Source organism: Xanthobacter nonsaccharivorans (assembly GCF_043194755.2).
GTDB classification, from domain to species: Bacteria; Pseudomonadota; Alphaproteobacteria; order Rhizobiales; family Xanthobacteraceae; genus Xanthobacter; species Xanthobacter autotrophicus_G.
Genome location: NZ_CM195526.1, coordinates 3270441 through 3296227, shown reverse-complemented (window position 1 = coordinate 3296227; position 25787 = coordinate 3270441). Strand labels below are relative to the sequence as shown.

The 25787-nt window shown below is 69.1% G+C and carries 22 protein-coding genes and 4 tRNA genes; 15 read left to right on the top strand and 11 right to left on the bottom strand.

What is annotated here, in order from left to right; translation table 11 throughout:
• Genes V5F59_RS15115 through V5F59_RS15095 form a run of 5 tightly spaced genes read left to right on the top strand, consistent with a single transcriptional unit; the run spans position 1 to position 4838 of the window.
• Positions 1 to 858: an ABC transporter permease gene (locus V5F59_RS15115; RefSeq protein ID WP_393976031.1), complete on the top strand. Its 858-nt coding sequence runs from the start codon at positions 1 to 3 to the stop codon at positions 856 to 858.
• Positions 859 to 861: 3 nt separating this feature from the next.
• On the top strand, positions 862 to 1650 hold the full coding sequence (locus tag V5F59_RS15110; RefSeq protein ID WP_393976030.1) for an ABC transporter ATP-binding protein: 789 nt from the start codon (positions 862 to 864) through the stop codon (positions 1648 to 1650).
• Between the two features lie 47 nt (positions 1651 to 1697).
• Positions 1698 to 2813 carry an LLM class flavin-dependent oxidoreductase gene (locus V5F59_RS15105; protein WP_393976029.1) on the top strand — a complete coding sequence of 372 codons (1116 nt, stop codon included), beginning with the start codon at positions 1698 to 1700 and terminating at the stop codon, positions 2811 to 2813.
• A gap of 8 nt (positions 2814 to 2821) precedes the next feature.
• The gene (locus V5F59_RS15100) at positions 2822 to 3817 is read left to right on the top strand and encodes an amidohydrolase family protein (RefSeq protein WP_393976028.1); all 996 of its coding nucleotides are present in this window, start codon (positions 2822 to 2824) and stop codon (positions 3815 to 3817) included.
• A gap of 31 nt (positions 3818 to 3848) precedes the next feature.
• Positions 3849 to 4838, top strand: coding sequence for an aliphatic sulfonate ABC transporter substrate-binding protein (locus tag V5F59_RS15095; protein ID WP_393976027.1), 990 nt, complete (start codon positions 3849 to 3851; stop codon positions 4836 to 4838).
• Positions 4839 to 5184: 346 nt separating this feature from the next.
• Here V5F59_RS15095 and V5F59_RS15090 read toward each other — a convergent pair.
• The 10 genes from V5F59_RS15090 to rlmB form a co-directional block, all read right to left on the bottom strand.
• A tRNA-Thr gene (locus tag V5F59_RS15090) sits at positions 5185 to 5259 on the bottom strand.
• Positions 5260 to 5481: 222 nt separating this feature from the next.
• On the bottom strand, positions 5482 to 7662 hold the full coding sequence (locus V5F59_RS15085; protein ID WP_393976026.1) for an exonuclease domain-containing protein: 2181 nt from the start codon (positions 7660 to 7662) through the stop codon (positions 5482 to 5484).
• The gene (locus tag V5F59_RS15080; protein WP_393976025.1) at positions 7659 to 8105 is read right to left on the bottom strand and encodes a response regulator transcription factor; all 447 of its coding nucleotides are present in this window, start codon (positions 8103 to 8105) and stop codon (positions 7659 to 7661) included. The genes V5F59_RS15085 and V5F59_RS15080 overlap by 4 nt, the downstream gene beginning before the upstream one ends.
• A complete protein-coding gene (locus V5F59_RS15075) occupies positions 8102 to 10870 on the bottom strand; it encodes an ATP-binding protein (protein ID WP_393976024.1) in 2769 nt (922 codons plus the stop codon). Before V5F59_RS15075 ends, V5F59_RS15080 begins: the two co-directional genes overlap by 4 nt.
• Positions 10871 to 10969: 99 nt before the next feature.
• Entirely contained in the window at positions 10970 to 11278 is a 309-nt protein-coding gene (locus tag V5F59_RS15070) for a hypothetical protein (protein ID WP_393976023.1), read from the bottom strand.
• Complete coding sequence (locus V5F59_RS15065) at positions 11275 to 12870, bottom strand: putative nucleotidyltransferase substrate binding domain-containing protein (protein ID WP_393976022.1); 1596 nt, start codon at positions 12868 to 12870, stop codon at positions 11275 to 11277. Before V5F59_RS15065 ends, V5F59_RS15070 begins: the two co-directional genes overlap by 4 nt.
• A gap of 27 nt (positions 12871 to 12897) precedes the next feature.
• Positions 12898 to 14631, bottom strand: coding sequence for a cation acetate symporter (locus V5F59_RS15060; RefSeq protein ID WP_393976021.1), 1734 nt, complete (start codon positions 14629 to 14631; stop codon positions 12898 to 12900).
• Positions 14631 to 14939 carry a DUF485 domain-containing protein gene (locus tag V5F59_RS15055; RefSeq protein ID WP_393976020.1) on the bottom strand — a complete coding sequence of 103 codons (309 nt, stop codon included), beginning with the start codon at positions 14937 to 14939 and terminating at the stop codon, positions 14631 to 14633. Before V5F59_RS15055 ends, V5F59_RS15060 begins: the two co-directional genes overlap by 1 nt.
• A 479-nt stretch (positions 14940 to 15418) precedes the next feature.
• Positions 15419 to 17086: an MFS transporter gene (locus V5F59_RS15050; protein WP_393976019.1), complete on the bottom strand. Its 1668-nt coding sequence runs from the start codon at positions 17084 to 17086 to the stop codon at positions 15419 to 15421.
• Between the two features lie 391 nt (positions 17087 to 17477).
• On the bottom strand, positions 17478 to 18326 hold the full coding sequence (gene rlmB, locus V5F59_RS15045) for a 23S rRNA (guanosine(2251)-2'-O)-methyltransferase RlmB (protein ID WP_393976018.1): 849 nt from the start codon (positions 18324 to 18326) through the stop codon (positions 17478 to 17480).
• A gap of 319 nt (positions 18327 to 18645) precedes the next feature.
• Here rlmB and V5F59_RS15040 point away from each other — a divergent pair.
• A tRNA-Tyr gene (locus V5F59_RS15040) sits at positions 18646 to 18730 on the top strand.
• A 51-nt stretch (positions 18731 to 18781) separates the two neighbouring features.
• Positions 18782 to 18855, top strand: a tRNA-Gly gene (locus V5F59_RS15035).
• A gap of 22 nt (positions 18856 to 18877) precedes the next feature.
• Here the strand turns inward: V5F59_RS15035 and V5F59_RS15030 are convergent.
• The gene (locus V5F59_RS15030) at positions 18878 to 19522 is read right to left on the bottom strand and encodes a hypothetical protein (RefSeq protein ID WP_393976017.1); all 645 of its coding nucleotides are present in this window, start codon (positions 19520 to 19522) and stop codon (positions 18878 to 18880) included.
• 272 nt (positions 19523 to 19794) lie between these two features.
• Between V5F59_RS15030 and tuf the strand changes: the two genes are divergently transcribed.
• The 8 genes from tuf (at position 19795) to rplL (ending at position 25616) form a co-directional block, all read left to right on the top strand.
• Entirely contained in the window at positions 19795 to 20985 is a 1191-nt protein-coding gene (gene tuf / locus V5F59_RS15025) for an elongation factor Tu (RefSeq protein ID WP_393978142.1), read from the top strand.
• A 632-nt stretch (positions 20986 to 21617) separates the two neighbouring features.
• A tRNA-Trp gene (locus tag V5F59_RS15020) sits at positions 21618 to 21694 on the top strand.
• Between the two features lie 223 nt (positions 21695 to 21917).
• On the top strand, positions 21918 to 22115 hold the full coding sequence (gene secE / locus V5F59_RS15015; protein WP_393982833.1) for a preprotein translocase subunit SecE: 198 nt from the start codon (positions 21918 to 21920) through the stop codon (positions 22113 to 22115).
• Positions 22116 to 22127: 12 nt separating this feature from the next.
• Entirely contained in the window at positions 22128 to 22658 is a 531-nt protein-coding gene (gene nusG / locus V5F59_RS15010; RefSeq protein WP_393982834.1) for a transcription termination/antitermination protein NusG, read from the top strand.
• Between the two features lie 179 nt (positions 22659 to 22837).
• Positions 22838 to 23287 carry a 50S ribosomal protein L11 gene (rplK, locus tag V5F59_RS15005; RefSeq protein ID WP_169121423.1) on the top strand — a complete coding sequence of 150 codons (450 nt, stop codon included), beginning with the start codon at positions 22838 to 22840 and terminating at the stop codon, positions 23285 to 23287.
• A gap of 5 nt (positions 23288 to 23292) precedes the next feature.
• Positions 23293 to 23991 carry a 50S ribosomal protein L1 gene (gene rplA / locus V5F59_RS15000; RefSeq protein ID WP_393982835.1) on the top strand — a complete coding sequence of 233 codons (699 nt, stop codon included), beginning with the start codon at positions 23293 to 23295 and terminating at the stop codon, positions 23989 to 23991.
• 663 nt (positions 23992 to 24654) lie between these two features.
• Positions 24655 to 25173, top strand: coding sequence for a 50S ribosomal protein L10 (rplJ, locus tag V5F59_RS14995; protein ID WP_393982836.1), 519 nt, complete (start codon positions 24655 to 24657; stop codon positions 25171 to 25173).
• 68 nt (positions 25174 to 25241) lie between these two features.
• Positions 25242 to 25616 (top strand): 50S ribosomal protein L7/L12, encoded by a 375-nt coding sequence (rplL, locus tag V5F59_RS14990; RefSeq protein ID WP_168456327.1) that lies wholly within the window; start codon positions 25242 to 25244, stop codon positions 25614 to 25616.
• Positions 25617 to 25787 lie beyond the last annotated feature (171 nt).

Below are 25787 nucleotides of genomic sequence, written 5' to 3'. Positions count from 1 at the left end.
ATGACATCTTCAGCCTCCACCTCCTCGGTCTCCCCGTCCCTGATCGTGCGGGCCGACGGGCAGGGCACGGCTCTCGGCACCCGGCTCGCATCGCTGCTCCGTTCGCGCGGCCTGAGGCGCACCATCGTCCCCCTCGCCATCCTGGTCGGCTGGCAGCTGCTCGCGGAGTTCGGCCTCATCAACCGGCGCTTCATGTCCTCGCCGCTGGATATCGGCGTGACCCTGTGGGCGGCGGCGCGGTCGGGGGAGCTGTTCACCAACCTCGGCATCTCGCTGTGGCGGGCGGCGGTGGGGCTGCTGCTCGGCGCCTCCACCGCACTGGTGGCCGGCGTCGTCTCCGGCCTGTCGCAGCGGGGCGAGGATGCCCTCGATTCCACCATCCAGGCGGTGCGCACGCTGCCCTATCTCGGCCTCGTGCCGCTCTTCATCCTGTGGTTCGGCCTCGGCGAGCTGTCCAAGGTCCTGATGGTGGCGCTGGGCAGCTTCTTCCCGGTCTACCTGAACGTCTTCAAGGGCATCCGCAGCGTCGACGAGCGCTTCATCGACCTCGGCCACGCCTACCATCTCTCGCGCTTCGCCATGGTGCGCGACGTGATCTTCCCGGCCGCGCTGCCGTCGGCGCTGGTGGGCCTGCGCTATGCCATCGGCACCGCATGGCTGAGCCTCGTGGTGGCGGAGCAGATCAATGCCTCGTCGGGCCTCGGCTGGATGATCGTGCAGGCCAACGAGCTGGCCCAGACCGGCGTCATCATGGGCGCGCTCGGGGTCTATGCCGTGGTGGGCATCCTCGCCGACGCCCTGGTGCGCGTCATCGAGCGGCGCGCGCTTTCCTGGCAGCGCGCCTTCAAGGGAGCCTGAGCCGTGACCGCGCCCGCTCCCACGGCCGCGCCTGCGGCTCCCACCGTCCACCTCTCCGGCGTCTCCCGCAGCTTCGGCGACCGGCGCGTGCTCGAGGATATCCGCCTCGATGTCGCCGCCGGCGAGTTCGTCGTCATCGTCGGCGCGTCCGGCTGCGGCAAGTCCACCTTGCTGCGCCTGGTCGCCGGCCTCGACCGCGAGGCCGAAGGGACGCTGGAGGTCACCGACAGCCGCGCCATCGTGTTCCAGGACCCTCGACTGCTGCCCTGGAAGAAGGTGTGGCGCAATATCGTCCTCGGCCTCGACGGGCCGTCGGAGCAGCTGCGCGCACTTGCGCGGGCGACGCTGGCGGAGGTCGGCCTCACCGCGCGGGCGGACGCCTGGCCGCTCACGCTGTCCGGGGGCGAGGCCCAGCGTGTCGGCCTCGCCCGCGCTCTGGTGCGGACGCCGGAGCTGCTGCTGCTCGACGAGCCGTTCGCCGCGCTCGATGCGCTCACCCGGCTGAAGATGCAGCGCCTCGTGCTCGACCTGTGGCGCCGGCACCGCATCTCCATGCTGTTCGTGACCCACGACGTCGAGGAGGCGCTGCTGCTGGCCGACCGCGTGGTGCTCATCGATCACGGCCGCATCGCCCGGCAGATCGAGGTGGACCTGCCGCGCCCGCGCGATCGCCGCCACCCGGTGTTCGGCGCGCTGGAGACGGAGCTTCTCGCCGCCCTCGGCGTCGCGCCCGAGGAGCCTGCCCCGCCGCAGGCCACCCCGCACGCCGTGCCGGCGCTGGCAGCCGGCTGACCCCATGCCCCCGGGCGGGCGCGCCCGCGATTTCACGGAGATTGAGGATGAGCGTCGACTTCCACTGGTTCCTCCCCACCTACGGGGACGGACGCAATATCGTGAACAACCTCAAGGTCGTGCCCGGCTCCGGCAGCCTCCATGCGAAGCTGCGCCAGTCCGACCCCTATTATCTCGTCCAGATCGCCCGCGCGGCCGAAGGCGCCGGCTTCAAGGGCGTGCTGCTGCCCACGGGCTTCTCGGCGGAGGATACCTTCGTCACCGCGGGCCTGGTGGCGCCGCACACCCGCACGCTCGAGTACATCATCGCCTTCCGCGCCGGCCTGACCCTGCCGGCCATTGCCGCGCAGATGACCGGCACCCTCCAGCGGGCCACCGGCAACCGCATCCACCTCAACATCACCAGTGGCGGCAGCCCGGCGGACCAGCGCGCCTATGGCGACTTCCTCGACCATGACGACCGCTACCGCCGCACCGACGACTTCCTCTCCGTGCTGCACCAGCTGTGGAGCGGCGCGCCTTTCACCCACGAGGGGCCGTTCTACCGCAGCGAGGTGGCGCAGCCGGGGAGCTTCGGCGCCAAGCCCGTGGTCCATTTCACGGGCTCCTCGGAGATCGCCAAGGACATCGCCGCCCGGCAGGCGGACGTCTACCTCATGTACGGCGAGCCGCCGCCCGTCCTCGCCCAGCGGGTGAAGGAGATGCGCGAGCGCGCCGCCGCCTACGGGCGCACCCTGCGCTTCGGCCTGTTCATGCACGTGATTGCCCGCGAGACCGAGGAGGCTGCCTTCGCCGAGGCGCAGCGCCACCTCGACACCATGGATGCCGAGTCCGTCGCCCGGGTGCAGAGCAACCTGCGCGCCATGGATTCAGAGGGCCAGGCCCGCCTGTTCCAGCTGCACCACGGCAGGGTCGGTGGCGTGAAGGATCTCATCGTCTATCCCAACATCTGGGCCGGCGTGGGCCTCATCCGCGGCGGCGGCGGGACAGCGCTGCTGGGCTCCCATGCCCAAGTGGCCGAGCGCCTGGAGGAATATGTGGATGCCGGGCTCGAGACCATCATCCTCAACGGCTATCCGGCGCTGGAGGAAGCCTATCGCGTCGGCGAGCTGATCCTGCCCCTCGTGCGACGGTCCCGCGCGGCCGCCGCCAGCGCAGCGTGAGGCGCATCATGAGCACCGCACCCCACGCCTTCCGGGGCCTCGTGGACTGGCATGCCCACTTCTTCCCGCCCGAGCTGGTGGAATTGCTCTCCGCCCGCACTGGTGCCCCACGCCTCGTGCCGTCGGGCGAGGAAACGCTCCTTCTCGGCGCCGATGGTGGTCAGCATCGGCTTGGCCGGGCCATCTTCGACATCGCCTTGCGCGAGCGGGAGCTGGAGGAGGCCGGCATCGCCCACCAGGTGCTGTCCCTGCCGGGCCTGATGGGCGTCGACACGGCGGCGGCCGAAGACGCTCCGGCGCTGGTGCGCAGCTTCAACGAGGGGATTTCCCGGCTCGTCGAGCGGCGCCCCGATCGCTTCAGCGCGCTCGCGCTGGTGCCGCTGGCGCGGCTCGATGCGGCGCCGGCGATCCTCGCCGACGGGCTGGACCGGCTGGGCCTCGCCGGTGTCATCCTGCCCACCGCGGCATTCCGGGACGAGGAGACCGCGCAGCGCTTCTCCGCCGTGCTGGCGGAGCTCGATGCGCGGGCGGGGCATCTGTTCGTGCACCCGGGGCCGCTGCCGGGCGTGTCCGGCGCGCCGGTGGCGCAGGACGCGGCGGCCGCGATCCGCAAAGGGGTGCTCGGCATCCAGAACGATCTCTCCGCCGCCGCTGTGACCCTGGAGTTCACGCCGTTCCTCGATGCCTTCCCGCACATCCAGGTGCATGTGGCGAACCTCGCCGGGGCCTTGCCGTTCCTCGCCGAGCGGATCGCCCACGGCGCGGCACGCTACGGCGTGAGCGAGGCCGAGGCGGCGGGACGCAAGCGGCGGATCCTCGTGGATACCGCCTCCTTCGGCCCGCGCGCCATCGCGCTCGCGGCCGAGGTGTTCGGGCCGGAGCGCATCCTGTTCGGCACCGACGCGCCGATCTTCCCGGTGGCCGCAGCCTTCCATGCCTTGGCGGAGAGCGGCGTCACGCCCGTTGCGCAGCCGCCGCGGCGCGCGGCCCGGCCGGCCGCCTGACCTTGTCTCCAACCTGAACGGATTCCTGTCCATGTCCTTCGCTGTTCTTCGTCCGCTGGCGCGCGGCGGACGCCGCATCGCCACCGGCCTGCTCATCGGCCTTGGCCTGTCCACCGTGGCCCACGCCCAGCAGCCGGTGACGCTGCGCGTCGGCACCAGCAACAATTTCGGCTTCGCTCCCACCTTCGCCGCGCGCGGCGACGATGTGGTGCCGGGCTTCAAGTTCAACGTCATCAACTTCGTGGGCCAGTCGCCCGCCATGGTGGTGGCGCTGAACGCCGGGGAGATCGATGTTGCCGAAGTGGGCGAAGTGGTCCCCATCGGCGCTCAGGCGGCCAACGTGCCCTTCAAGATCGTCGCTTCCACCCAGAACTGGGGGCGGGGGCAGGCCATCATCGTCAATCAGAACTCGCCGATCCGCTCGGTGAAGGATCTGAAGGGCAAGAAGATCAACTTCGTGCGCGCCACCAATTCCCACTGGACGCTCTACAATGCCTTGAAGAGCGAGGGGCTCTCCCTGAAGGACATCGAGCCGGTCTACCTGCCTGGCGGAACCAACCTCCAGGCCGTGCTGGAGAGCGGCAACATCGACGCCGCGGTTGCCATCGACACGCTGCTCACCTCATTCGAGCGCACGGGTAGCCGCCGCCTCGTTTCCGCCGGCGACGTGGGCGCCAACAACGTGCTCTACTACATCGTCAGCGACGAGGCGCTGAAGACGAAGAAGGAGGCGGTGGCCGCGTTCGTGCGGCAGCTCGCGCGTCACGTCGCCTGGAGCCACGAACATCCGGAGGAGCGCGCAAAGGCGGTGGCGGCGATCCTGAAGATTGACCCGGACGTCGCCCTCATCGCGGAGAAGAACCGCGCCGCGGGCCTGCGTCCCATCGATGACGAGCTGGTGCGCAACAACCAGAACATCGCCGACGTGTTCTACGCCGAAGGGCTCATCCCCGCGCCGCTCAAGGTCGATTCGACGTTCGTCCGGGATTTCAACGCCTCCATCGCGTCCCCGACGGACTGAGCTTGCCAGCGCGGGAGCAGCGAGGCGCCGCCGTGCTGGAGCCCTCGCCTGCACCTTGGGCTCCGAGCGCGAGGCGCTTCTGCTTCCCCTCGAAACGGGAGGCGGGGCGCCCGGGGCTTTCCGCCAGCCGGGGCCACGAACAGGCGTCGGCCGCCCCGTCTGGCCGCTTCACGGCCTTTGGCCGCGGCTTGGCGGCGCGCGCGGCCACGTCCGACGGGGGCATCGTGTTGGCGTCCGAACGTGTTGGCTCGCGGCGGTGCCAACACAACAGCGAGACGCCAACAGATGCCTGTCGACGCGAAAGGCGGCCCGTTCCTTGAATTTTCGACGTGCATCGACGGGGAACTGGTGCCGGCTGAGGGGATCGAACCCCCGACCTTCGGTTTACAAAACCGCTGCACTACCGCTGTGCTAAGCCGGCATTTCCAGAATATTTACACGCTTCTTCAAACACTTGAATGCTGCACGGGGCCGCGCCGCAAAGGCTTGTGTGCCGCTCTTTGTGCCGGGGCCAGCCCGTCCTTAATCTCCCACCGCCTCCTTTCCGTCAAGCCGCCCGCGATCGAGGAGGGAGCGCCTTGAGGCTGCCGGGCCGCCCCTGCCGCGGGCGCGGGAAAATGCGCCGGCAGACTTAGGCGGACGCTCAATAGCGCAGGTGCGCGTAATAAGAGGATTGGGCGGCGGCCCGTGCCTCGCCGAGGGTGAGGATGCCGCGCTGGCGCAGCAGCGGCAGCAGCTTCTGGAAGATCTCGGCGGTCACCAGGGCATCGCCCAGCGCCGTGTGCCGGCCCGAGACGGTGACGCCGAGGCGGCCCGCCATGGCTTCCAGGTGGTGGCTGTCCTCCCCCGGATGGACGATGGATGCGAGCAGCAGGGTGTCCAGCACGGGCTGGTCGAAGCGCACACCGCTCGCCGCCTCCTTCAGGGTGAGGAAGCGCAGGTCGAAGGCCACGTTGTGCCCCACCAGCACCGTGTCCGCCGCGAACGCGTGGAAGGCCGGCAGCACCTGGGCGATGCTCGGCTTGCCTCGCACCATCTCCGGGCGGATGCCGTGGACGGCGATGCCCGCCTCGGGGATGGAGCGGCCGGGGTCCACGAGCTGGTCGAAGCACTCGCTGGCAAGCATGCGGCCGTTGACGATGCGCGTCGCGCCGATCTGGATGATCTCGTCGCCGCCGGCCGGGTCGAGGCCGGTGGTCTCGGTGTCGAAGACCGTATAGGCGATCTCGCTCAGAAGCCGTTCGTCGCTCTCGCGGCTTTGCGCGCTGGCCGCGAACAGGTCGAAGTCGAAATAGGCCGGCCGGCTCTCGCCGGGGGCGGGCAGCTCCTGCGCCGTGCCGGATGCCACGGGCAGGAGGAAGCGGAAGCAGGCGCTGGAGCCTCCCCGCGCATGCTCGAGCCACAACTCGCCGCCGTGCCGCTCCACCACGTCGCGCACCGAGAGGGGGGAGGCGGTGTCCCCCGTCCGCATGGGGCGCGTCTGCCAGCCGGCGAGGGTCGCGCCGGGGGTGGCTCCACCGGCCGAATGAAAGGCAAGGTCGAGGTGGGCGCGCGCCCCCGCCGGCGACAGGCGCAGGGTCAGGGCCGGCTCCCCCATGGCCCCCACCAGCTGGGTGGCCAGGAAGGTGAGCGCCTCCATGAGCGCGAAGCTGTCCACGCTCAGCCAGATGTCGGGGTCCACCTCCTCCGTCCCCACCTGGCGCCCGGTCTCGTCCGCGATGCGCCGGGCGGCGGCGGCGATGAGGTCTGCGCCCAGCATGTCCTGCAGCGGCCAGCGGGTCTTCAGGTCCTGCGAGGCATCGGCTGCCAGCGCCGCAAGGCGCGCGCTCATGGCGGAGACCTCGTCGCGCACCACCGCCTGGAAGCGCTCCCGGTCCGTGAGCTCGAGGTCCGGATAGTCCAGCATGTCGAGGGCAGCCTGCATGGCGGCGAAGGAGGCGCGGCTCGCCTCGGACAGGTCGAGCCAGGAGCGGTCCTGTCGGGAGCGGGCCTCGTATTCCTCGGTGATGTCGTCCAGTAGCAGGACGAAGCCATTGATGGCGCAGGCCGCGTCGGTCCCGGGGCGCACGGGGGCGAGCAGCACCTGGATGAGGTGGCCCAGCGGGGTGGTGGTGACGAAGCGGGTGGAGGCCCGCACATCGCCGCGGGCGATGCGGTGCTCGATGGTCTCCCGCGCATGGGCGATGAGCGCGCGGTCGATGACGGCGTGGATGGAGCGCCCGAGGCCGATGAGCTCCGCCCCGCCGGCACCGCCCGGGGCCTGCGACAGGCGACGGAAAAGGGCGCGCGCCTGCGCATTGTAGAGCAGGATCCGCCCTTCGAGATTGAGCACCACCACAGACTGCTGCAGCTCCGCCATGAGGGCGGCGAGCTGATCGCGCTGGATGGCCACGTCCCGGCTCGCCTCCGCCACGAGGCGCGTCATGTCGTCCTTCAGGGCCCGGCGTTGATCGGCGAGGGCGTTCACCGCCTCGGCCAGCGCCCGCACCTGCGCGCTGCCCTGGGGAGGGGCGGGTGGAGCGGCGGCGTCGGAGGCGAGGACGCGGGTCGCATCGGCAAGGCGCGCCACGGCTTCCACATGGCCTGCGTGCAGATGGCGGGCAAGCAGGCCGGCGCCGAGGGAGGCGACGAGCCACCACAGCACCAGCATCATGCCGTGGCTCTCGACGAGGGGGGCGAGGGCATCCGCGAGGCTCGCGCGCCGCGCGGGCTCGAGCGCCACGAAAAGGAAGCCGGCGCCCAGCGCCAGCCACAGGGCAAGCGCCGCCCCGGGAACGAGGACCGCGAGCGCCCGGCCCAGCGCCACACGCCCCTTCAGGCTCATGCCGGCATGTCCCTTGCCGGCAAGTCCCTGGCTGGCAGGTCCTTGGCCAGCATGTCCTTCACCTTCTGCACCAGCTCGCGGGTGGAGAAGGGCTTGGTGACATAGGCATCCGCCCCGGCGCCGACACCGCGGGCCATGTCGGTCTCCCGGCCCTTGGCGGTGAGCATGAGAATGCGGGTGGCCCCCACGTCCGCATCGGCGCGCACCGCCTCGCATACGTCGAAGCCGCTCATGCCGGGCATGGTGGCGTCGAGCAGGACGAGGCGCGGGTGCTCGCGGCGGATCACCTCCAGCGCCTGCCGGCCGTCCCGCGCCACCAGGACGTGGAAGCCCTCCCGTTTCATCATGAATTCCAGGGAGATGACGATGTTCGGCTCGTCGTCGGCGATGAGCACCTTGGCGCCCGGGTCGGCGCCGGGAGCGGGGCTCGCTTCGGCAATCATGGCGTCTCCTCCTTCTTCGGCCGGAAGGGCAGGCGGAACGCGAAGCACGCGCCGCTGCCTTCTTGTTGCTCCAGCCACATCCTGCCGCCGAAATGATCCACGATCCGGCGGCTGATCGGAAGCCCGAGCCCGGTGCCGGGGGGGCGGGTCAGGGCGTCGCCGCCCTGGCGGAATTTCTCGAATATGGTGTCGCGGTCGGCGGCCGGCACCCCCGGGCCGTTGTCCATGACCCGAATTTCGACGCCTCCGGCATCCGTGGAGAGGCGGACTTCGACACGTCCGCCGCGTTCGGGCACGAACTTCGCCGCATTCGAGATGAGGTTCAGCATCACCTGCGTCAGCCGGTCGGGATCGGCCTTCAGGAGGGGCACGTGATCGGGCGCGACCAGCAGGATCTGCGCCCCGCGGGCCCGGACGAGCTCCCCCGTCGCCTTCACCGCGTCGGCGACGAGGGCGCGCATGTCCACGTCGGCGGAATGCCATTCGCCCTGGCCGGATTCGATCTTCGCCATGTCCAGAACCTGGTTCACCAGCCGGCCGAGGCGCTCGCTCTCGGCCACGATGATCTTCAGGAACTCCTGGCGCTGGCCTTCCGTCATGTCGGGGGTGTCGAGCATCAGCTCGGACACGGCGCGGATGGCGGTCAGCGGGGTGCGCAGCTCGTGGGTGACGGAGGACATGAAGTCGTCCTTCAGCTCGTCCAGCGTCTTGAGCTGCGCATTGGCGGCGGTCAGCTCGGCGGAGGCGACCTCCAGGGAGCGGGACTTCTCCTCCAGCGCGCGGGCGTAGACGCGCAGCTGGGAGGCTTCGTTCAGGATCTCCATGACGTCCGAGGTGCCGAGGGGCTCCTCCTCGGCCACCGCCGCCACCAGCACCCGGGCGGAGGCGGAGCCCACCGCGCCGGCGAGGCGGCGTTCCACCTTGTCCACCAGGCGGGCGTCGGCGGTGGGATCGGTCCCGTCCGCGGCGCCGACCTCGCGGGCATGCGCGGCGAAGATCTGGCGCGCCGCCTCCGGCCCCAGCAGGCGGCTCGCCAGCGCCATCAGGTCCGCCGGCCGCGCCCGCCCGCGCCAGAACACGGGGGCGCCGGCCCCGGCGTCGCGGCCGCGGGCGAACACGTCCACGAACAGCAGGGCCTGGCTCGCCTCCCGCCCGGACGGCTCCCGCCAGAGGGACAGGCCCACATAGAGGGAGACATTGACGAGCAGGCTCCAGAACAGGGAGTGGGACAGGTTGTCGAGGCCGACGAGGCCGAACAGCTGCTCCGGCGCCAGCGCCGTGATCCCGAACGGGCCGCGGGTGAGGAAGGCATCGCTGATCCAGCCGGACTTCGCCACCGAGGGCAGCATCAGCGTGTAGGTCCACACCAGGAAGCCGCCGACAAGGCCGCCCAGGGCCCCGAGGCGGGTCGCGCCGCGCCAGTAGAGGCCGCCGAACAGGGCCGGGGCGAACTGGGCCACCGCGGCGAAGCTGATGAGGCCGATGGAGACGAGGGCATAGGCCTCCCCCGCCACCTGGAAATAGAGGTAGCCCAGGAGCAGCACGCCAAGGATGGCCACCCTGCGGATGTTGAGCAGCAGCCCCGTCAGGTCCCCGCCCGTACGCGCGCCGAAGGCCTTCAGCCGCAGCAGGGATGGCATGACGAGGTCATTGCAGACCATGGTGGAGACGGCGATGGTCTCCACGATCAGCATGCCCGTGGCGGCGGAAAGCCCGCCCACGTAAGCGAACAGGGCCAGTCCCGCCTGGCCGCTGGCGAGGGGCAGGGAGAGCACGAAGGTTTCCGGGTCCGCTCCCTGCGGACCGAGCAGCACCATGCCTCCCAGCGCCAGCGGCAGCACGAAGATGTTGATGACCAGCAGATAGGCGGGAAACACCCAGGCGGCCCGCTTCAGGTGCCGCTCGTCCACGCACTCCACCACCATCATCTGGAATTGCCGGGGCAGCAGCAGCACCGAGAGCATGGAGAGGAGGGTAAGGGTGAACCACTGGGCGTAGCCGAAGGCGCCCGCCCCGGAACCGCCGCCGAGGCGCAGCAGGTCCTTCAGCTCCGGCAGGGCCCGGGCGCGGGCCCAGATGTCGGCCATCCCGTCGAACAGGCCGAAGGTGACGAAGGCGCCCACCGCCAGGAAGGCGATGAGCTTCACGAGGGATTCGGCCGCCACCGCCGCCACCATGCCCTCGTGCCGCTCCGCGCTGTCGAGGTGCCGGGTGCCGAACAGGATGGTGAAGAGGGCGAGGGCCAACGTCACCAGCAGGGTGCCGTCCTGCCACCAGGCGGGGCCCGGCCCGGCCTGGGCCGCGTGCGCCTGCGTCAGCACCAGGTAGCCGGCGGAGACAGCCTTCAGCTGCAGGGCGATGTAGGGGACGATGCCCACCACGGTGATGAGCGTGACCACCGCCGCCACCAGCGGGCTCTTGCCGTAGCGGCTGGCGATGAAATCGGCGATGGAGGTGATGCGGTAGGTGTGGGCGATGCGGATCATCTTCCGCACCACGATCCAGGCCACGAGCATGGCCAGCGTGGGCCCGAGATAGATGGGCAGGAACCACACGCCGGTGGTCGCCGCCCGCCCGACGCTGCCGAAATAGGTCCACGCGGTGCAATAGACCGCCAGCGACAGGGCATAGATCCAGGCGTTGCCGATGATGGAGCGGCCCTGCGCCGCCCGCCGGTCGGCGAAGGCGGCGATGGCGAACAGCAGCGCGAGGTAGAGGACGGCGGCGCCCACCACCACGGGAGCGGCGATCATGGGCCCGGTCATTGCGGCCCCCGCGTGCACGGGCCTCGCCGCCGAGACGGCGGGGAGGGGACGAGGGGCGTGCGGCGCGGTGCTCCCATCACATCCTCGCTGCCGGACGGGTCAGGGGGCTTCGCCGGGATGGGCCGGCAGGGCCGGAAGCACAGCCGACGGCCGCGGCCGGCGCTCGCTGGCGATCGCCAGGGCGGCGATGAGCGCCGCCCAGATGGCGAACAGGGCCACCGGCAGCAGCGGCAGGCCGAATACCGTCACGTCCGCATCCCACACGATGAGCAGCGGGAAATTGAAGGCGAGGGCGCCGGCCGCGCACAGGGCCAGCAGCACCTGCGGGCGCGGACCGCGCTCGCCGGCCGGGCTGGCGGGAGGCCGGCCGGGGCCGGCTGCGGGGATGTCCGCGCCGTCGTCTCTCATAGGGCGTCGAACCGGTAGTGGCGCGCGAGCCATTGCTTGAAGCCGCGCACGATGGCCAGCGCCTCCTTCAGCGCCTGGCGGTCCAGCGGGCCGAGGTCGCCGAGGCGAATGGCGTTGCCGGGGGGACGGCCTTCCTGCATCTGGCGCAGGTTGGCGGCGAGCTTCAGGCCCATGAGGAAGCGCAGGGCATCGGTGAGGTCACGGGCGAAGCCGTCGTCCATGTGTCCCGTGGCCACCAGCGCCTTCAGCCGGTCGGCCGTGCCCAGCGGCGCGATGCGGTGCTCCAGCGCCAGCGCGCGCACTCCATGGACCAGGGGGAAGATGCCGAGCTTCTTCAGGTCGATCTCCGCCGCCGCCCGCCCGGTGAGGCCGGGCAGGCGCGACCACCAGCTTCCCCCTTCGCCGAAGCGCTGCACGGCTTCCGCGAAGCGGGCGAAATAGCCGGCATCGTTCATCATCAGGAAGTCCACATGGGCCCGCGCCGCCTTCAGGAGGCCGGCGTCGCCCGCCACCGGCGCCGCATCGAGGAAGATGGCGAGGTTCATCGGTCCGTCCTTGTCGGGCCCCTCCGGCCCGCCGCCGTGGATCCAGCGCCGCAGCGTCTCCTTGAAGGTGGACAGGGGCTGGCACCACAGGGGCCGGCTCAGCATGATCCCTCCCGGGCAGGGGGGATAGCCGAAATCGATCAGCGCGGCGGTGAAGCGCTCGGTGATCTCCGGAAGGTCCTCACAGGCGAAGCCGTCGGCGATGAGGAGGGCGTTGTCCTGGTCGGTCTTGATGATCTGCTCGCCGCGCCCCTCGCTGCCCATGACCAGGAGACAGGAATTGGCCCGCAGCGCCTCGGGGGCGAGCATGTCCCACAGGCGGCGGAAGATCTGCCGGTTGAGCTCGCCCACCAGCGCCGCGATCACCTCCACGCGCACGCCGTCCGCATGGAGAACGGCGACGAGGCTGTCGATCTGGCGCGCGGCGGACTTCAGCTCCCCGGGGCTGGTGGCCTGCGCCGCCTCCAGCGCGATGAGATGGGAATGGTTGGCCACGAAGGCCATGAGGTCGAGCTGTCCGAGCACGCCGACGATGCCGGCTTCGCCGCCGTCGCCATCGCGCACCAGCAGGCGGTGGATGCGGTGGCGCAGCATGAGGATGAGCGCGTCGTAGAGCTCGTCGTCGAGGCTCACCGACCAGGGGTCGAAGACGGCCACCTCCCGGACCGCGAGGCGGTCGGGCGGGGTCTCGCGGGTGAGCGCGTCGCGCAGGTCGGTGGTGGTGAAGATGCCGATGCGGTCGCCGTCGCGCACCAGCGCCTCGCTGAGCCGGAGCCGGGACAGCTCGCGGCACAGGCTCACGAGGTCGGTGCCGCCGTCCACGAAGAAGGGCTTGCGGAGGAAGACGTCGCGCACCCGCGACGTCAGGAGCGAGACGAACTCGCGGCGCTCCCGGCCGGACGCGGAAACCCGCCCGGCGGTGCCGGGCGGGTTTCCCTGGGCCTTGTCGGAGCCGACCTCAGCACTTCCCCGGGCCTCCTCGGCCCGGGGCTCGCTGGCCCGGCTGTCCTGCGGGACGCCGGGCGGGATGTCATCCGGCCGCGGCATCGGCGTGGGGACGGGATCGCCCGGGCGTCAGTGCGCCGAGGCTTCCGCCGCGCCGATGCCGGTTTCGGAGCGCACTTCCTGCGCCGGGAAGCCGGCGCGGTCCTGCTTGGCGCGCTGGCTGTTGTCGGTGATCGAGAACAGCCAGATGCCGAGGAAGCCCAGCGCCATGGAGAACAGCGCCGGCGAGGTGTAGGGGAAGGGCGCCGAGCCCGCCGGATTGCCGAGGGTGGCCTCCCACACGGAGGGGGAGAGCACCGTCAGCACCACGGAGGACAGGAGGCCCAGGAAGCCGCCGATCACCGCGCCGCGGGTGGTGCAGTTCTTCCACAGCACCGACATGAACAGCACCGGGAAGTTGGCCGAAGCGGCGACCGCGAAGGCCAGGGACACCATGAAGGCGATATTCTGCTTCTCGAAGGCGATGCCCAGCAGCACCGCGAGGATGCCGAGGCACACCGTGGTGATGCGCGAGACCTTCAGCTCCGCGGCGCTGTCGGCCTTGCCGGCCTTGAACACCGTGGAATAGAGGTCATGCGACACCGCCGAGGCGCCCGACAGCGTGAGGCCGGCCACCACCGCGAGGATGGTCGCGAACGCCACCGCCGAGATGAAGCCGAGGAACACGTTGCCGCCCACCGCATGGGCAAGGTGCACCGCCGCCATGTTGGACCCGCCCTGCAGCGCGCCCTTGGCGTCGAGGAAGGAGGGGTCGGTCAGCACGAAGGTGATGGCGCCGAAGCCGATGATGAAGGTGAGCAGGTAGAAGTAGCCGATCCAGCCCGTGGCCCACATCACAGACTTGCGGGCTTCCTTCGCGCTCGGCACGGTGAAGAAGCGCATGAGGATGTGCGGCAGGCCGGCGGTGCCGAACATGAGCGCCATGCCGAAGGAGATGGCGGAGATCGGGTCCTTGATGAAGGTGCCCGGGCCCATGATGGACTGGCCGGCGGCGGCCGCGGCCTGCGGCGTGGCGCCGGGCTTGGCGGCGGCGAGGTTGGTCTTCACCTCCACCGCGGCGGCGAACAGCTTCTCCGGGGAGAAGCCGTAGCGCCACATGACCATGAAGGCCATGAAGGTGGCGCCACCCAGCAGCAGGCCGGCCTTGATGATCTGCACCCACGTGGTGGCGGTCATGCCGCCGAACAGCACGTAGATCATCATCAGCGCGCCGACGATCACCACCGCGATCCAGTAGTCGAGGCCGAACAGCAGCTTGATCAGCTGGCCGGCGCCCACCATCTGGGCGATGAGGTAGAACGCCACCACCACCAGCGTTCCGGAGGCGGCGAACACGCGCACCGGGGTCTGGGCGAAGCGGAAGGCGGCCACGTCGGCGAAGGTGAACTTGCCGAGGTTCCTGAGGCGCTCGGCCATCAGGAAGGTGAGGATCGGCCAGCCCACGAGGAAGCCGATGGAATAGATGAGGCCGTCATAGCCGGTGCTCATCACCGCGGCGGAAATGCCGAGGAAGGACGCGGCCGACATGTAGTCGCCGGCGATGGCGAGGCCGTTCTGGAAGCCGGAGATGCCGCCGCCCGCCGTGTAGAAGTCGGCCGCCGACTTGGTCTTCGCCGCCGCCCACTTGGTGATGTAGAGCGTGCCCAGGACGAAGACCGCGAACATGGTGATCGCGGTCCAGTTGGTGGCCTGCTTCTCGGACGCGCCGATGGCCTCCGCCGCGAACGCGGCCGAGGGCAGGAGGGTGAGGGCGCAAAGGCCCGCAAGGCGCAGGGCCTTGCCGATGGACGGATGCATCGACATCACTTGAGCACCTGCTGCTTGATCTTCTCGGAGAGCTCGTCGAACTCGCTGTTCGCGCGCCGGACGTAGATGGCGGTCACGACGATGGTGAAGACGATCACGCCGAAGCCGATCGGGATGCCCCACGTCATCACGCCGTCGCCCATGCGGGCCGCGAGAACGTCCTTCTTGAAGGCGATGAGAAGAATGAAGCCGTAATAGACGATGAGCATCGCCAGGGTGAGGATCCACCCGAAGCGCGAGCGCCTCGACTTCAGCAGCTGGTAATTCGGATCGGCCGCAATGCGTGCGGCCAGAGATGATTCCATCGGACGGCCTCCCTCGGAACCCGCGGAACGCCACGGGCCTGATTGTTATCTGGTGGCGACCCCCGGCCGCGTCCGGCCATTTGTCGTGCCATAATCTGTATCAGTCGCCGACGAGTTGCTAGTTGAGGAAACCCCGTACTTTCGACGATACGCCTAAAGCATGGTCTTTTGCCTCTGCGGCGCGTGTTTTCTTGAAAAACCATCATCGCCAAAGGTTTGAGCGGTTTCGTGACGGCTTGAAGCGGTGCCCGGATGCGCATTTGACCGCGCGCCGTGCCGTTTCGAGGTGGCCATGGCCTCTCATACCTTCGGGTGAGGGGCTTGCCGCCTTTCGCCCTTCGTATGACGTCCCGCGCGGAAGCGGGGCGTCCGCTTGCGGGGAGCCGTGTGCGCCGCGCAAACGAAAACGGCCCCGCCGGGGCGGGGCCGTTCCCTCCGGTCCACGCGCTGCGGGGCGCGCGGACCGTCTTTGCCTGGGCTCAGTGCCAGTGATCGATGTTGCGATCCTTGGTCTCGGGCACGAACAGGAGGCCGATGACGAAGGTCATCAGGGCGATCACGATCGGGTACCAGAGGCCGTAGTAGATGTCGCCGGTGGCGGCCACCATGGCGAAGGAGGTGGCCGGCAGCAGGCCGCCGAACCAGCCGTTGCCGATGTGGTACGGCAGCGACATGGAGGTGTAGCGGATGCGGGCCGGGAACAGTTCCACCAGGGCCGCCGCGATGGGGCCGTACACCATGGTCACGAACAGCACCAGGATGAACAGCAGCCCGATCACCGCCGCAGTCCGCGGCTGGAAGATGTCGAACGGGTGCGCCATCTTGATGACGTCCTTGTTCGTCGCCGCGGTGGGATAGCCCGCGCCCTGGAGCGCCGCGGCCGCCGCCTTGTTGAAGTCCGGCGAGAACGGCACCACGGCGTCGTTCACCTTCAGCTGCACCGGCGAGCCCGCGGCGCCCGGCTCGAACGAGTACTTCACCGAGGACTTCGCGAGGAAGTCGCGGGCGAGGTCGCACGGCTGGGTGTAGATGCGGGTGCCCACCGGGTTGAACAGGCTGCCGCAGTTGCCGGGATCGGCCACCACGGTCACCCGCACGTTCTGGATCGCCTTCTCGAGCGCGGGGTTCGCGTAGGAGGTGATCATGTTGAACAGCGGGAAGTAGCTCGCGGCGGCGATGAGGCAGCCGGCGAGGATGATGGGCTTGCGGCCGATCTTGTCGGACAGCCAGCCGAACAGGACGAAGAAGCCCGTGCCGAACACCAGCGACCAGGCGATGAGCAGGTTCGAGGTGTAGCCGTCGACCTTCAGGATCGATTGCAGGAAGAACAGGGCGTAGAACTGGCCCGTGTACCAGACCACGCCCTGGCCCGCGACGAGGCCGAACAGGGCGAGCAGCACGAACTTCAGGTTCGACCACTGGCCGAAGGCTTCCGACAGGGGGGCCTTCGAGGTGGTGCCCTCGTCCTTCATCTTCTGGAAGGTCGGCGATTCGGACAGCTGGAGGCGAATCCAGACCGAGACGCCGAGCAGCGCGATGGAGACGAGGAAGGGAACGCGCCAGCCCCAGGCCGCGAAGTTCTGCTCGCCCACGATGGTGCGGGTGAACAGGATCACGATCAGCGACAGGAACAGGCCCAGCGTCGCGGTGGTCTGGATCCAGGAGGTGTAGAAGCCGCGGCGGCCGTGCGGGGCATGCTCCGCCACGTAGGTGGCGGCGCCGCCGTACTCGCCGCCGAGCGCGAGGCCCTGGAGCAGGCGCAGGCCGATGAGGATGATGGGCGCGGCGATGCCGATGGAGGCCGCGTTGGGCAGGATGCCGACGATGAAGGTCGACAGGCCCATGATCAGGATGGTGACGAGGAAGGTGTACTTGCGGCCGACGAGGTCGCCGACGCGGCCGAACACGATGGCGCCGAACGGGCGCACCAGGAAGCCGGCGGCGAAGGCGAGCAGGGCGAAGATGTCGCGGGTGGCCGGCGGGTAGGCCGAGAAGAACTGGGCGCCGATGATGGCGGCCAGAGATCCGTAGAGATAGAAATCGTACCATTCGAATACAGTGCCGAGGGACGAGGCGAAGATGACCTTCTTCTCCTCCCGGGTCATGGGACGCGGCTTGGCGGCCACCCCTGCAGTCGTCACGCTCATTGAACAATCCCTCCCGTCGCTTCTGGGCTCCGCCGATGGCGGAAGTCGAGCTCAACGAAGCCGCAGCAGGAAGACGGGCCGGATCGGGCAACGCCCAGCACGCCGCGCGCATGTCCGATGCGGCGGGTCTCGGGCGTTCCTCCGTCGGCCCGGCGGTCCCGCATCTTGTTGGCGTGCGGATATCCTGCAGGGCTGGGCGCGCATGTCGCGCCAGTTGGTAAAGATGGCGGAGGTAAGGCCGACTTTCGATTGGCCAATGGTCTTAGGTGCAGGCGCGAAGACGGGGCGCGCGAAGACGGGGCGCGCGAAGACGGGGCGCGCGACCACGGGGCCCGCGGCCACGGGGGCGCGCCCGCAGAGGTCCCCGCCGGCGCGATGCGCGGGGGACGGCTCAGCCGCGCTTCATCACCCGGCGCGCGATGCCCAGCGACAGGGCGGCGGCATTGGAGACATTGAGGCTCTTGATGGCGCCCGGCAGGTCGATGCGGGCGAGCACGTCGCAGGTCTCGCGCGTCAGCTGGCGCAGGCCCTTGCCCTCGGCGCCGAGCACCAGGGCGAGCGGGGCGCGCAGGGGGGTATCCTCCAGGTCCGCGGGTCCCTCGCTGTCGAGGCCCACCACCAGCATGCCGTTGTCCTTCAGCTCGGTGAGGGCGCGGGAAAGGTTCTGCACGAGGCAGAAGGGCACGTGCTCCAGCCCGCCCGAGGCGCTCTTGGCCAGCACGCCGGTGGCTGCCGGGCTGTGGCGGGCGGTGGTGACGATGGCACTCACCGCGAACGCCGCCGCCGAGCGCACGATGGCGCCCACGTTGTGCGGATCGGTGATCTGGTCCAGCACCAGCACCAGGTCGGTCTTGGCGATGTCCTTCAGGGCCGGCGAGCGCAGGTGGTCGACCTCTGCCAGCAGGCCCTGGTGCACCGCGTCCGGTCCCAGCAGCCGGTCGATCTCGGAGGGGCGGACGACCTCCGGGGCGATGGGGAGGGTGAGTCCCTCCTCGGCAAGCCGGTTCACCGCGTTCTCGGTGGCGAGGATGCGCCGGAACTTGCGCCTGGGATTCGCCAGCGCCTCCGCCACCGTATGCCAGCCGTAGAGCAGGGCCACGTCGTCCGCGCCTTCCCACGGGGGCGCCTTGCCCCCCTTCGGGCGGCGCGGCGGAAAGGGCGCGCCGGGCCGGCCGCCGGAGCGGGACTGGAACGGGCGGGCGCCGGGACGGCGTGGTTCGCGGGGCGGACGGTCGGACATGGAGAGGCTTTGTCAGAGCGCGCCGCCCGGCGCAAGAGGTGTCGCGCGGGGAAGCAGGTCGCGCCGCGCAGCGGGCCTCCCGGGGCGGTGGCGGCGGCGCCCGGGGCGGGGCCCCCGTGGCGCGCCATCCACAGGCGTCGCCGGCGCGCATCATTTCCGGTTGACTTCAGCGCGCCGCTTTCACATAACCCCGATCCTCGGACGGTGATTTGAGCTTGCTCGTCGCCGGCTTCGGGCTGCTGGGAATTCCTTGAATCACCAGCTTGCAAGGAGTCTTCCCCGCCTCAAGCCGGGAAGAACCGGTGCGACGGGCGTCGCTGGAGGGGTGCCCGAGTGGTTAAAGGGGACGGACTGTAAATCCGTTGGCTCTGCCTACGTTGGTTCAAATCCAACCCCCTCCACCACCCGTCGCCGTTATGGTAGGAAGGTCCGGGCCGCCCTGCGCGGTGGCTCGCGCGGGTGTAGCTCAATGGTAGAGCAGCAGCCTTCCAAGCTGAATACGAGGGTTCGATTCCCTTCACCCGCTCCAGTCTTTCCCTGGCGTATATCCCTCAGGCGGACGGCTTCTCCGACAACCAGCCTTTGACCTTGCCGACCAGCGCGGCGGCGATGCCGTCCACCGATTCGCCGCTGAACTGGGTGGCGGAGCTGGAGGCCTTCACCTCCCCCACCGAGGCGAGCACGGTGTTGCTGGTGGCATCCACCAGCGCGACGTCACAGGTGATGAAGATGCCCTGGGTGGCGCCCACCGTCACGCCCGCCACGATGGGGCCGGCGAGCACGGTGGTGAGGGCGGTGGCGGCGAGCACCTGCCCGGTGCGCTCCGCGGTCGTGGGGATCAGCAGGCTGCGCACGGTGATTTCGAGGCGGGCCGGCCGCGTGCCCTGCATCAGGTCCGACAGCAGGCGATGGCTCTCCGTGGTGAGCGCGGCGGCCAGCCGGTGCTCGGCATAGGAACGGAAGCTGGCGCGCTCGATCTTATGGAGGTCGGCCTTCGGGGTGTCCTTTTCCTTGGTCTCGAGGGCCTCGGCCTCCGCCCATTTGACGGCGCCGTCCGAGGGGAAGGCGACCTTCACGCTCGCAAGGGTGAGGCTCGCCACGTCCGCTTCCGAAAGCGTGTGCTTCGGCAGCGTGGCGCAGGCCGCGAGCAGAAGCGCGGCGGCGCTGGCCACCACGACACGATTGATGATGTTCAAGAGCCCCTCCCGCCCTGATTGCAACCACCTTCGGTTGCCGGATGGGGTGTGGCAAGCCTTATTCCCTAAGGGAATTTGGCTTGGCGTCGGGATGTGTTCCGTCGGCCACAGGACGGGGCGGCGGGGGCGTCGCGCGCGTAAGCGCACCTGAGCGCGCAGGAGCGCCCGCGCTGCAACGCGCGACCGGCACTTGCATCCCAACTCGAAACCCCCTATCCCACGGCGGCTTTTTTCGCGGCCCGTGCGGGGCGCTGATCGACTGAGAGAGAACGATGGCCAAAGAGAAGTTCAACCGCTCGAAGCCGCACTGCAACATCGGCACGATCGGTCACGTGGACCACGGCAAGACGTCGCTGACGGCAGCGATCACGAAGATTCTTGCGGAGACGGGCGGCGCGACGTTCACCGCGTACGACCAGATCGACAAGGCGCCTGAGGAGAAGGCGCGCGGCATCACGATCTCGACCGCTCACGTGGAGTACGAGACCTCGAACCGCCACTACGCGCACGTGGACTGCCCCGGGCACGCCGACTATGTGAAGAACATGATCACCGGTGCGGCGCAGATGGACGGCGCGATCCTGGTGGTGTCGGCGGCGGACGGCCCGATGCCGCAGACCCGCGAGCACATCCTGCTGGCCCGCCAGGTGGGCGTTCCGGCGCTGGTGGTGTTCCTGAACAAGTGCGACATGGTCGACGATCCCGAGCTTCTTGAGCTCGTGGAGATGGAAGTGCGCGAGCTTCTGTCGAAGTACGACTTCCCCGGGGACGACATCCCGATCATCCGCGGCTCGGCGCTGGTGGCGCTCGAGAACGGCGATCCGGAGCTGGGCAAGAACGCGGTGCTGAAGCTGATGGAGGCGGTCGACGCCTACATCCCGCAGCCCGAGCGTCCGGTTGACCTGCCGTTCCTGATGCCGATCGAGGACGTGTTCTCGATCTCCGGCCGCGGCACGGTGGTGACCGGTCGCGTGGAGCGCGGCATCATCAAGGTGGGCGAGGAAGTTGAGATCGTCGGCATCCGCCCGACGGTGAAGACCACGGTGACCGGCGTCGAGATGTTCCGCAAGCTGCTGGACCAGGGCCAGGCGGGCGACAACGTGGGCATCCTGCTGCGCGGCACGAAGCGCGAGGACGTGGAGCGTGGCCAGGTGGTGTGCAAGCCGGGTTCGGTGAAGCCGCACACCAAGTTCAAGGCCGAGGCCTACATCCTGACGAAGGAAGAGGGCGGCCGCCACACGCCGTTCTTCACCAACTACCGCCCGCAGTTCTACTTCCGCACGACGGACGTGACCGGCGTGTGCACGCTGCCCGAAGGCACCGAGATGGTGATGCCGGGTGACAACGTGTCCATGGACGTGGCGCTGATCGTGCCGATCGCCATGGAAGAGAAGCTGCGCTTCGCCATCCGCGAAGGCGGCCGCACCGTCGGCGCCGGCGTCGTCGCCTCCATCATCGAGTGATCGCGGCCGGACGCATCGTCCGGTTTCCGCACGGCATGAGAGCGGCGTCCCCCGGGCGCCGCTCTTTGCGTTTGGGGCGGAAGATGCGGACGAGCGCGCTGATTCTCGCGGTGCTCCTCGTCGCTGCCCCGGCCCCGGCTCCGGCGGCCTGCCCGGAGCAGACGCCCTGCACGGGCTGCGGCTGCAAGGGCGGGCCCGGCTATCGCGGGCCGGACGGACAGTGCGTCGGCTTCCGGAATCTCGCGAAAGTATGCGGCGACCCGCCGGACACCCGCTGCGTCTTCGAGAATGCGCCGGGAACCGGCGCCAACCATGATTGCGCCCTGGAGCCACGGAAGGGCAAGGCGTCCGGAGGTTCCCGGCAGCCTCCGGAGCCGGGGGAGGAGGGGCAGCCGGCCCCCGCCGGCGCGAAGCCCGGAAATGCACGCTGACCGGTGAGCGCCGCCCCCGGTCGCACATTCCGCCCGGGTGACAGTTTGGGGATAGGCGGAGCCCGCCGGCACCGTCCCCCTTTACAGGCGCGGCGCATCCCACTACACACACCCGTCCGATGCGCTGGGTCACTCCCCGGCGCGGCGGAGTCTACCCTCGAAGCCGACGGGCAAATGCTTCCCCTTCGAGGCGCCGACCCTAGGAGTGTAGCTCAACTGGTTAGAGCACCGGTCTCCAAAACCGGGGGTTGGGGGTTCGAGTCCCTCCACTCCTGCCAGTCCGGATCCTGACAGCGCAGGACGGGACGGCAGGGAATGGCAGGCCGGCGGCCATGGGCGCGAGGACGCGACCGGAACGCCGCCATCGGGATCCCGCACAGCGTCTCGCAAGGAAATGTCCTTGGGCCGGCGCCGGCGGATCGAACGGAATTCGGGCGGCGCATGGCGCCGCGGCAGAGAGGTGGCGGCCACCGGGCTTTCCCAAGGGGCCGTCTTGGACACATGGCGAAGAACAGTCCTGTCGAGTTCTTTCAGCAGGTCCGCGCCGAGACGGCGAAGGTCACCTGGCCGACCCGTCGCGAGACGCTCATCACCACGGCCATGGTGTTCGTGATGGTGCTGCTCGCCTCGATCTTCTTCCTCGTCGCCGACCAGGTCATCCGGTTCGGCGTCTCCACGCTGCTCACCATCGGCCGCTGACGGGAGGCCCGCATGGCAAAGCGCTGGTACATCGTTCACGCTTATTCCAACTTCGAGAAGAAGGTGGCCGACTCGATCCGCGAGCAGGCCGACCAGCGCGGCCTCACCGACCTGTTCGAGCAGATCCTGGTGCCCACCGAGAAGGTGGTCGAAGTGCGCCGCGGCCGGAAGGTGGACACCGAGCGCAAGTTCTTCCCCGGCTACGTGCTGGTGAAGATGGACCTCACCGACGAGGCGTTCCATCTCATCAAGAACACGCCGAAGGTCACCGGCTTCCTGGGCGCCGACAACAAGCCCATGCCCATCTCCGAATCGGAAGCCATGCGCATCCTGCAGCAGGTGCAGGAAGGCATCGAGCGGCCGAAGCCCTCCATCACCTTCGAGGTGGGCGAGACGGTGAAGGTGGCGGACGGGCCGTTCGCTTCCTTCAACGGCATCGTGGAAGAGGTGGACGACAGCCGCTCGCGCCTGAAGGTGGCGGTGTCCATCTTCGGCCGCGCGACGCCGGTGGAACTGGAATTCGGTCAGGTCGAGAAGATCTGACCGGAGTGGATCGTCCGGGGCTCGCAAGAGCAGGCGATCCGATGAATGGCGCTCGGCCCCAGGGTTGAGTGCCTGCGTGGGAGGGGAGGGGGCGTCTCGCCAAGCGCCTCGCGGACCCGCACCACGCCATCCCGGCCGCATCTCGAGAGGGGTCGCGGCGTATCTTGGGAGTAGTTGAAATGGCGAAGAAAATTACGGGTTACGTCAAGCTGCAGGTGCCCGCCGGCAGCGCCAATCCGGCCCCGCCGATTGGTCCCGCGCTCGGTCAGCGCGGCCTGAACATCATGGAGTTCTGCAAGGCGTTCAACGCCCAGACCGCCCAGATGGAAAAGGGCATGCCCATCCCGGTGGTGATCACCGCCTACCAGGATCGCTCCTTCACCTTCGAGCTGAAGACCCCCCCGGTCTCCTACTTCCTCAAGAAGGCCGCGGGCCTCGAGACGAAGAAGAAGCCCGGTTCCGGCTCGAAGACGCCCGGCAAGGGCACCTTCGTCGGCAAGGTCACGCGCGCCCAGCTCGCGGAGATCGCCGAGAAGAAGATGAAGGATCTGAACTGCGACACCGTCGAGGCCGCCGTCCAGATGATCGAAGGTTCGGCCCGGTCCATGGGCCTGCAGGTTCAGGGGTGAGCGCCATGGCGAAGCAAGGCAAGCGCATCCGCGCCGCGGTCGAAGGCATCGATCGCATCAAGCTCTATGCCCTCGACGAGGCCCTGAAGCTCCTCAAGGAGCGCACCACCGCCAAGTTCGACGAGACCATCGAGGTCGCGCTGAACCTGGGCGTGGATCCCCGCCATGCGGACCAGATGGTCCGCGGCGTGTGCAATCTGCCGAACGGCTCGGGCCGCACCGTGCGCGTCGCGGTGTTCGCCCGTGGCGCCAAGGCCGACGAGGCCAAGGCCGCCGGTGCCGACATCGTGGGCGCCGAGGACCTGCTTGAGACCATCCAGGGCGGCACCATCGATTTCGATCGCTGCATCGCCACCCCGGACCTGATGCCGCTGGTCGGCCGCCTCGGCAAGGTGCTCGGTCCGCGTGGCCTGATGCCGAACCCGAAGGTCGGCACCGTGACCATGGACGTGAAGGGCGCCGTCGCCGCCGCCAAGGGCGGCGCGGTGGAGTTCCGCGTCGAGAAGGCCGGCATCATCCACGGCGGCATCGGCAAGGCCTCGTTCCCCGCCGACAAGCTCGCCGAGAACATCCGCGCCTTCGTGGACGCGGTGGTGAAGGCGAAGCCGACGGGCGCCAAGGGCACCTACCTGCAGCGCGTGGCGGTGTCCTCCACCATGGGCCCGGGCATCAAGGTCGAGCCCTCTACGGTGCTCACCGCCTGATCGACCGATCGATCACAAGAGATTGAGGGAGGCTGCCCCGCAGCCTCCCTTTTTGTTTGTGCGGCAAGGGGTAGGGCGCCTTGCGCGGTGCGAACTTCAGGCTTCCCGATTTGTCAAGGGGTGGGGGTGACAGGCGCGGGGAAGTCGGGTATAAGCGCCCCTCCCGTATGGCGACATGCGGGAGATTCCTATTGGAGCTTTCACCCCTGACCGGGTGGAAGGGCTGGGAGGGTTCGCCCGCCCGGCCTTATCGTCTGTAAATGGTCGGTCAGCCTTGACTGACCGTTAACGGACGGAAGTCCTGTCCGAGACTGCAGGTGCCCTGATGATCGCCCGTTTGGGCTTTCGTTCAAGGCTTAATTCCCGCATCCGCCTCGCCGAGGTGGCCTCTGGGGAGCCCGCATAGACGGGGAAGACCGGAATTTGGCCTTTGCCGGCTTTGGCCGCGTGAAGATGAAGATCGGTTCGGAACCAGCGCCTTGCGCTCCGCGACACGGTTTTCCGTGCTCCGGGACCGAGGGGACAGGGCATGTGAGCGTCGCGGATCGCGGCCTTCCATGTCGTACTGACAGGTTGGCCGCGGCGCGCGGCAAGGCGCAACCGGTGGAGCCGGGCCCCCGCAAGGGGGAGCGTGTTCCGCCACAGGCTTAAAGAGAGCCAGACGTGGATCGAGCGGAAAAACAAGAGCTCGTCACGACGCTCACGGAAGTGTTCAAGACCACTTCCGTCGTCGTGGTCGCCCACTATTCCGGTCTCACCGTGGCCCAGATGTCGAAACTGCGTCGACAGATGAAGGCCGAGGGTGCGACCGTGAAGGTGGCCAAGAACCGCCTCGCCAAGATCGCTCTGGAAGGCTCCGACGTCGCCCATGTGGCGTCCCTTCTCAAGGGACCCACCGTGATCGCTTATTCGAACGATCCGGTGGCGGCGCCGAAGGTTGCCGTCGAGTTCGCCAAGGCCAACGACAAGTTCGTGATCCTCGGCGGCGCGATGGGCAAGACGGCCCTCAATGTGGATGGTGTGAAGGCGCTTGCCACACTCCCGTCCCTGGACGAACTGCGTGCCAAGCTCGTCGGCCTTATCCAGGCCCCGGCGACCAAGATCGCGCAGCTCACCACGGCACCGGCGGCCAAGCTCGCCCGCGTGTTCGGGGCCTATGCCAAGCAGGACGAAGCAGCGTGAGGACGCGGCCGCTGCATGCGGCCTGATCTCGCAATTTAGAAATCCGAACCCATCTTAAGGAACATCCCATGGCTGACCTGACCAAGCTCGTCGACGAGCTGTCCTCCCTCACCGTGCTCGAGGCCGCCGAGCTGGCGAAGCTCCTCGAGGAGAAGTGGGGCGTTTCCGCCGCCGCTGCCGTGGCCGTGGCTGCTGCCCCGGCCGGCGCTGCCGCCGCCGCGGTGGAAGAGCAGACCGAGTTCACCGTTGTCCTGGCTTCCGCCGGCGACAAGAAGATCGAGGTCATCAAGGAAGTGCGCGCCATCACCGGTCTCGGCCTCAAGGAGGCCAAGGACCTGGTGGAAGGCGCTCCGAAGCCCGTCAAGGAAGGCGTGGCCAAGGACGAGGCCGAGAAGCTCAAGGCCCAGCTCGAGAAGGCTGGCGCCAAGGTCGAGCTCAAGTGAGCTTCTGAAGCTCCGGGTCCCGGCTCGCGCCGGGACCCACTTCATAGCGCCGATGCCGGTTCGCCGGATGAGCGCGACAAGGGAGAGACGGTTCTCCCGGCGGCCGAAGGGGAAGAGCCCGCGGTCGCCGGGAGAGCCGTCATGGTGCTGAAGGGGGATGGCGTTTTCGCC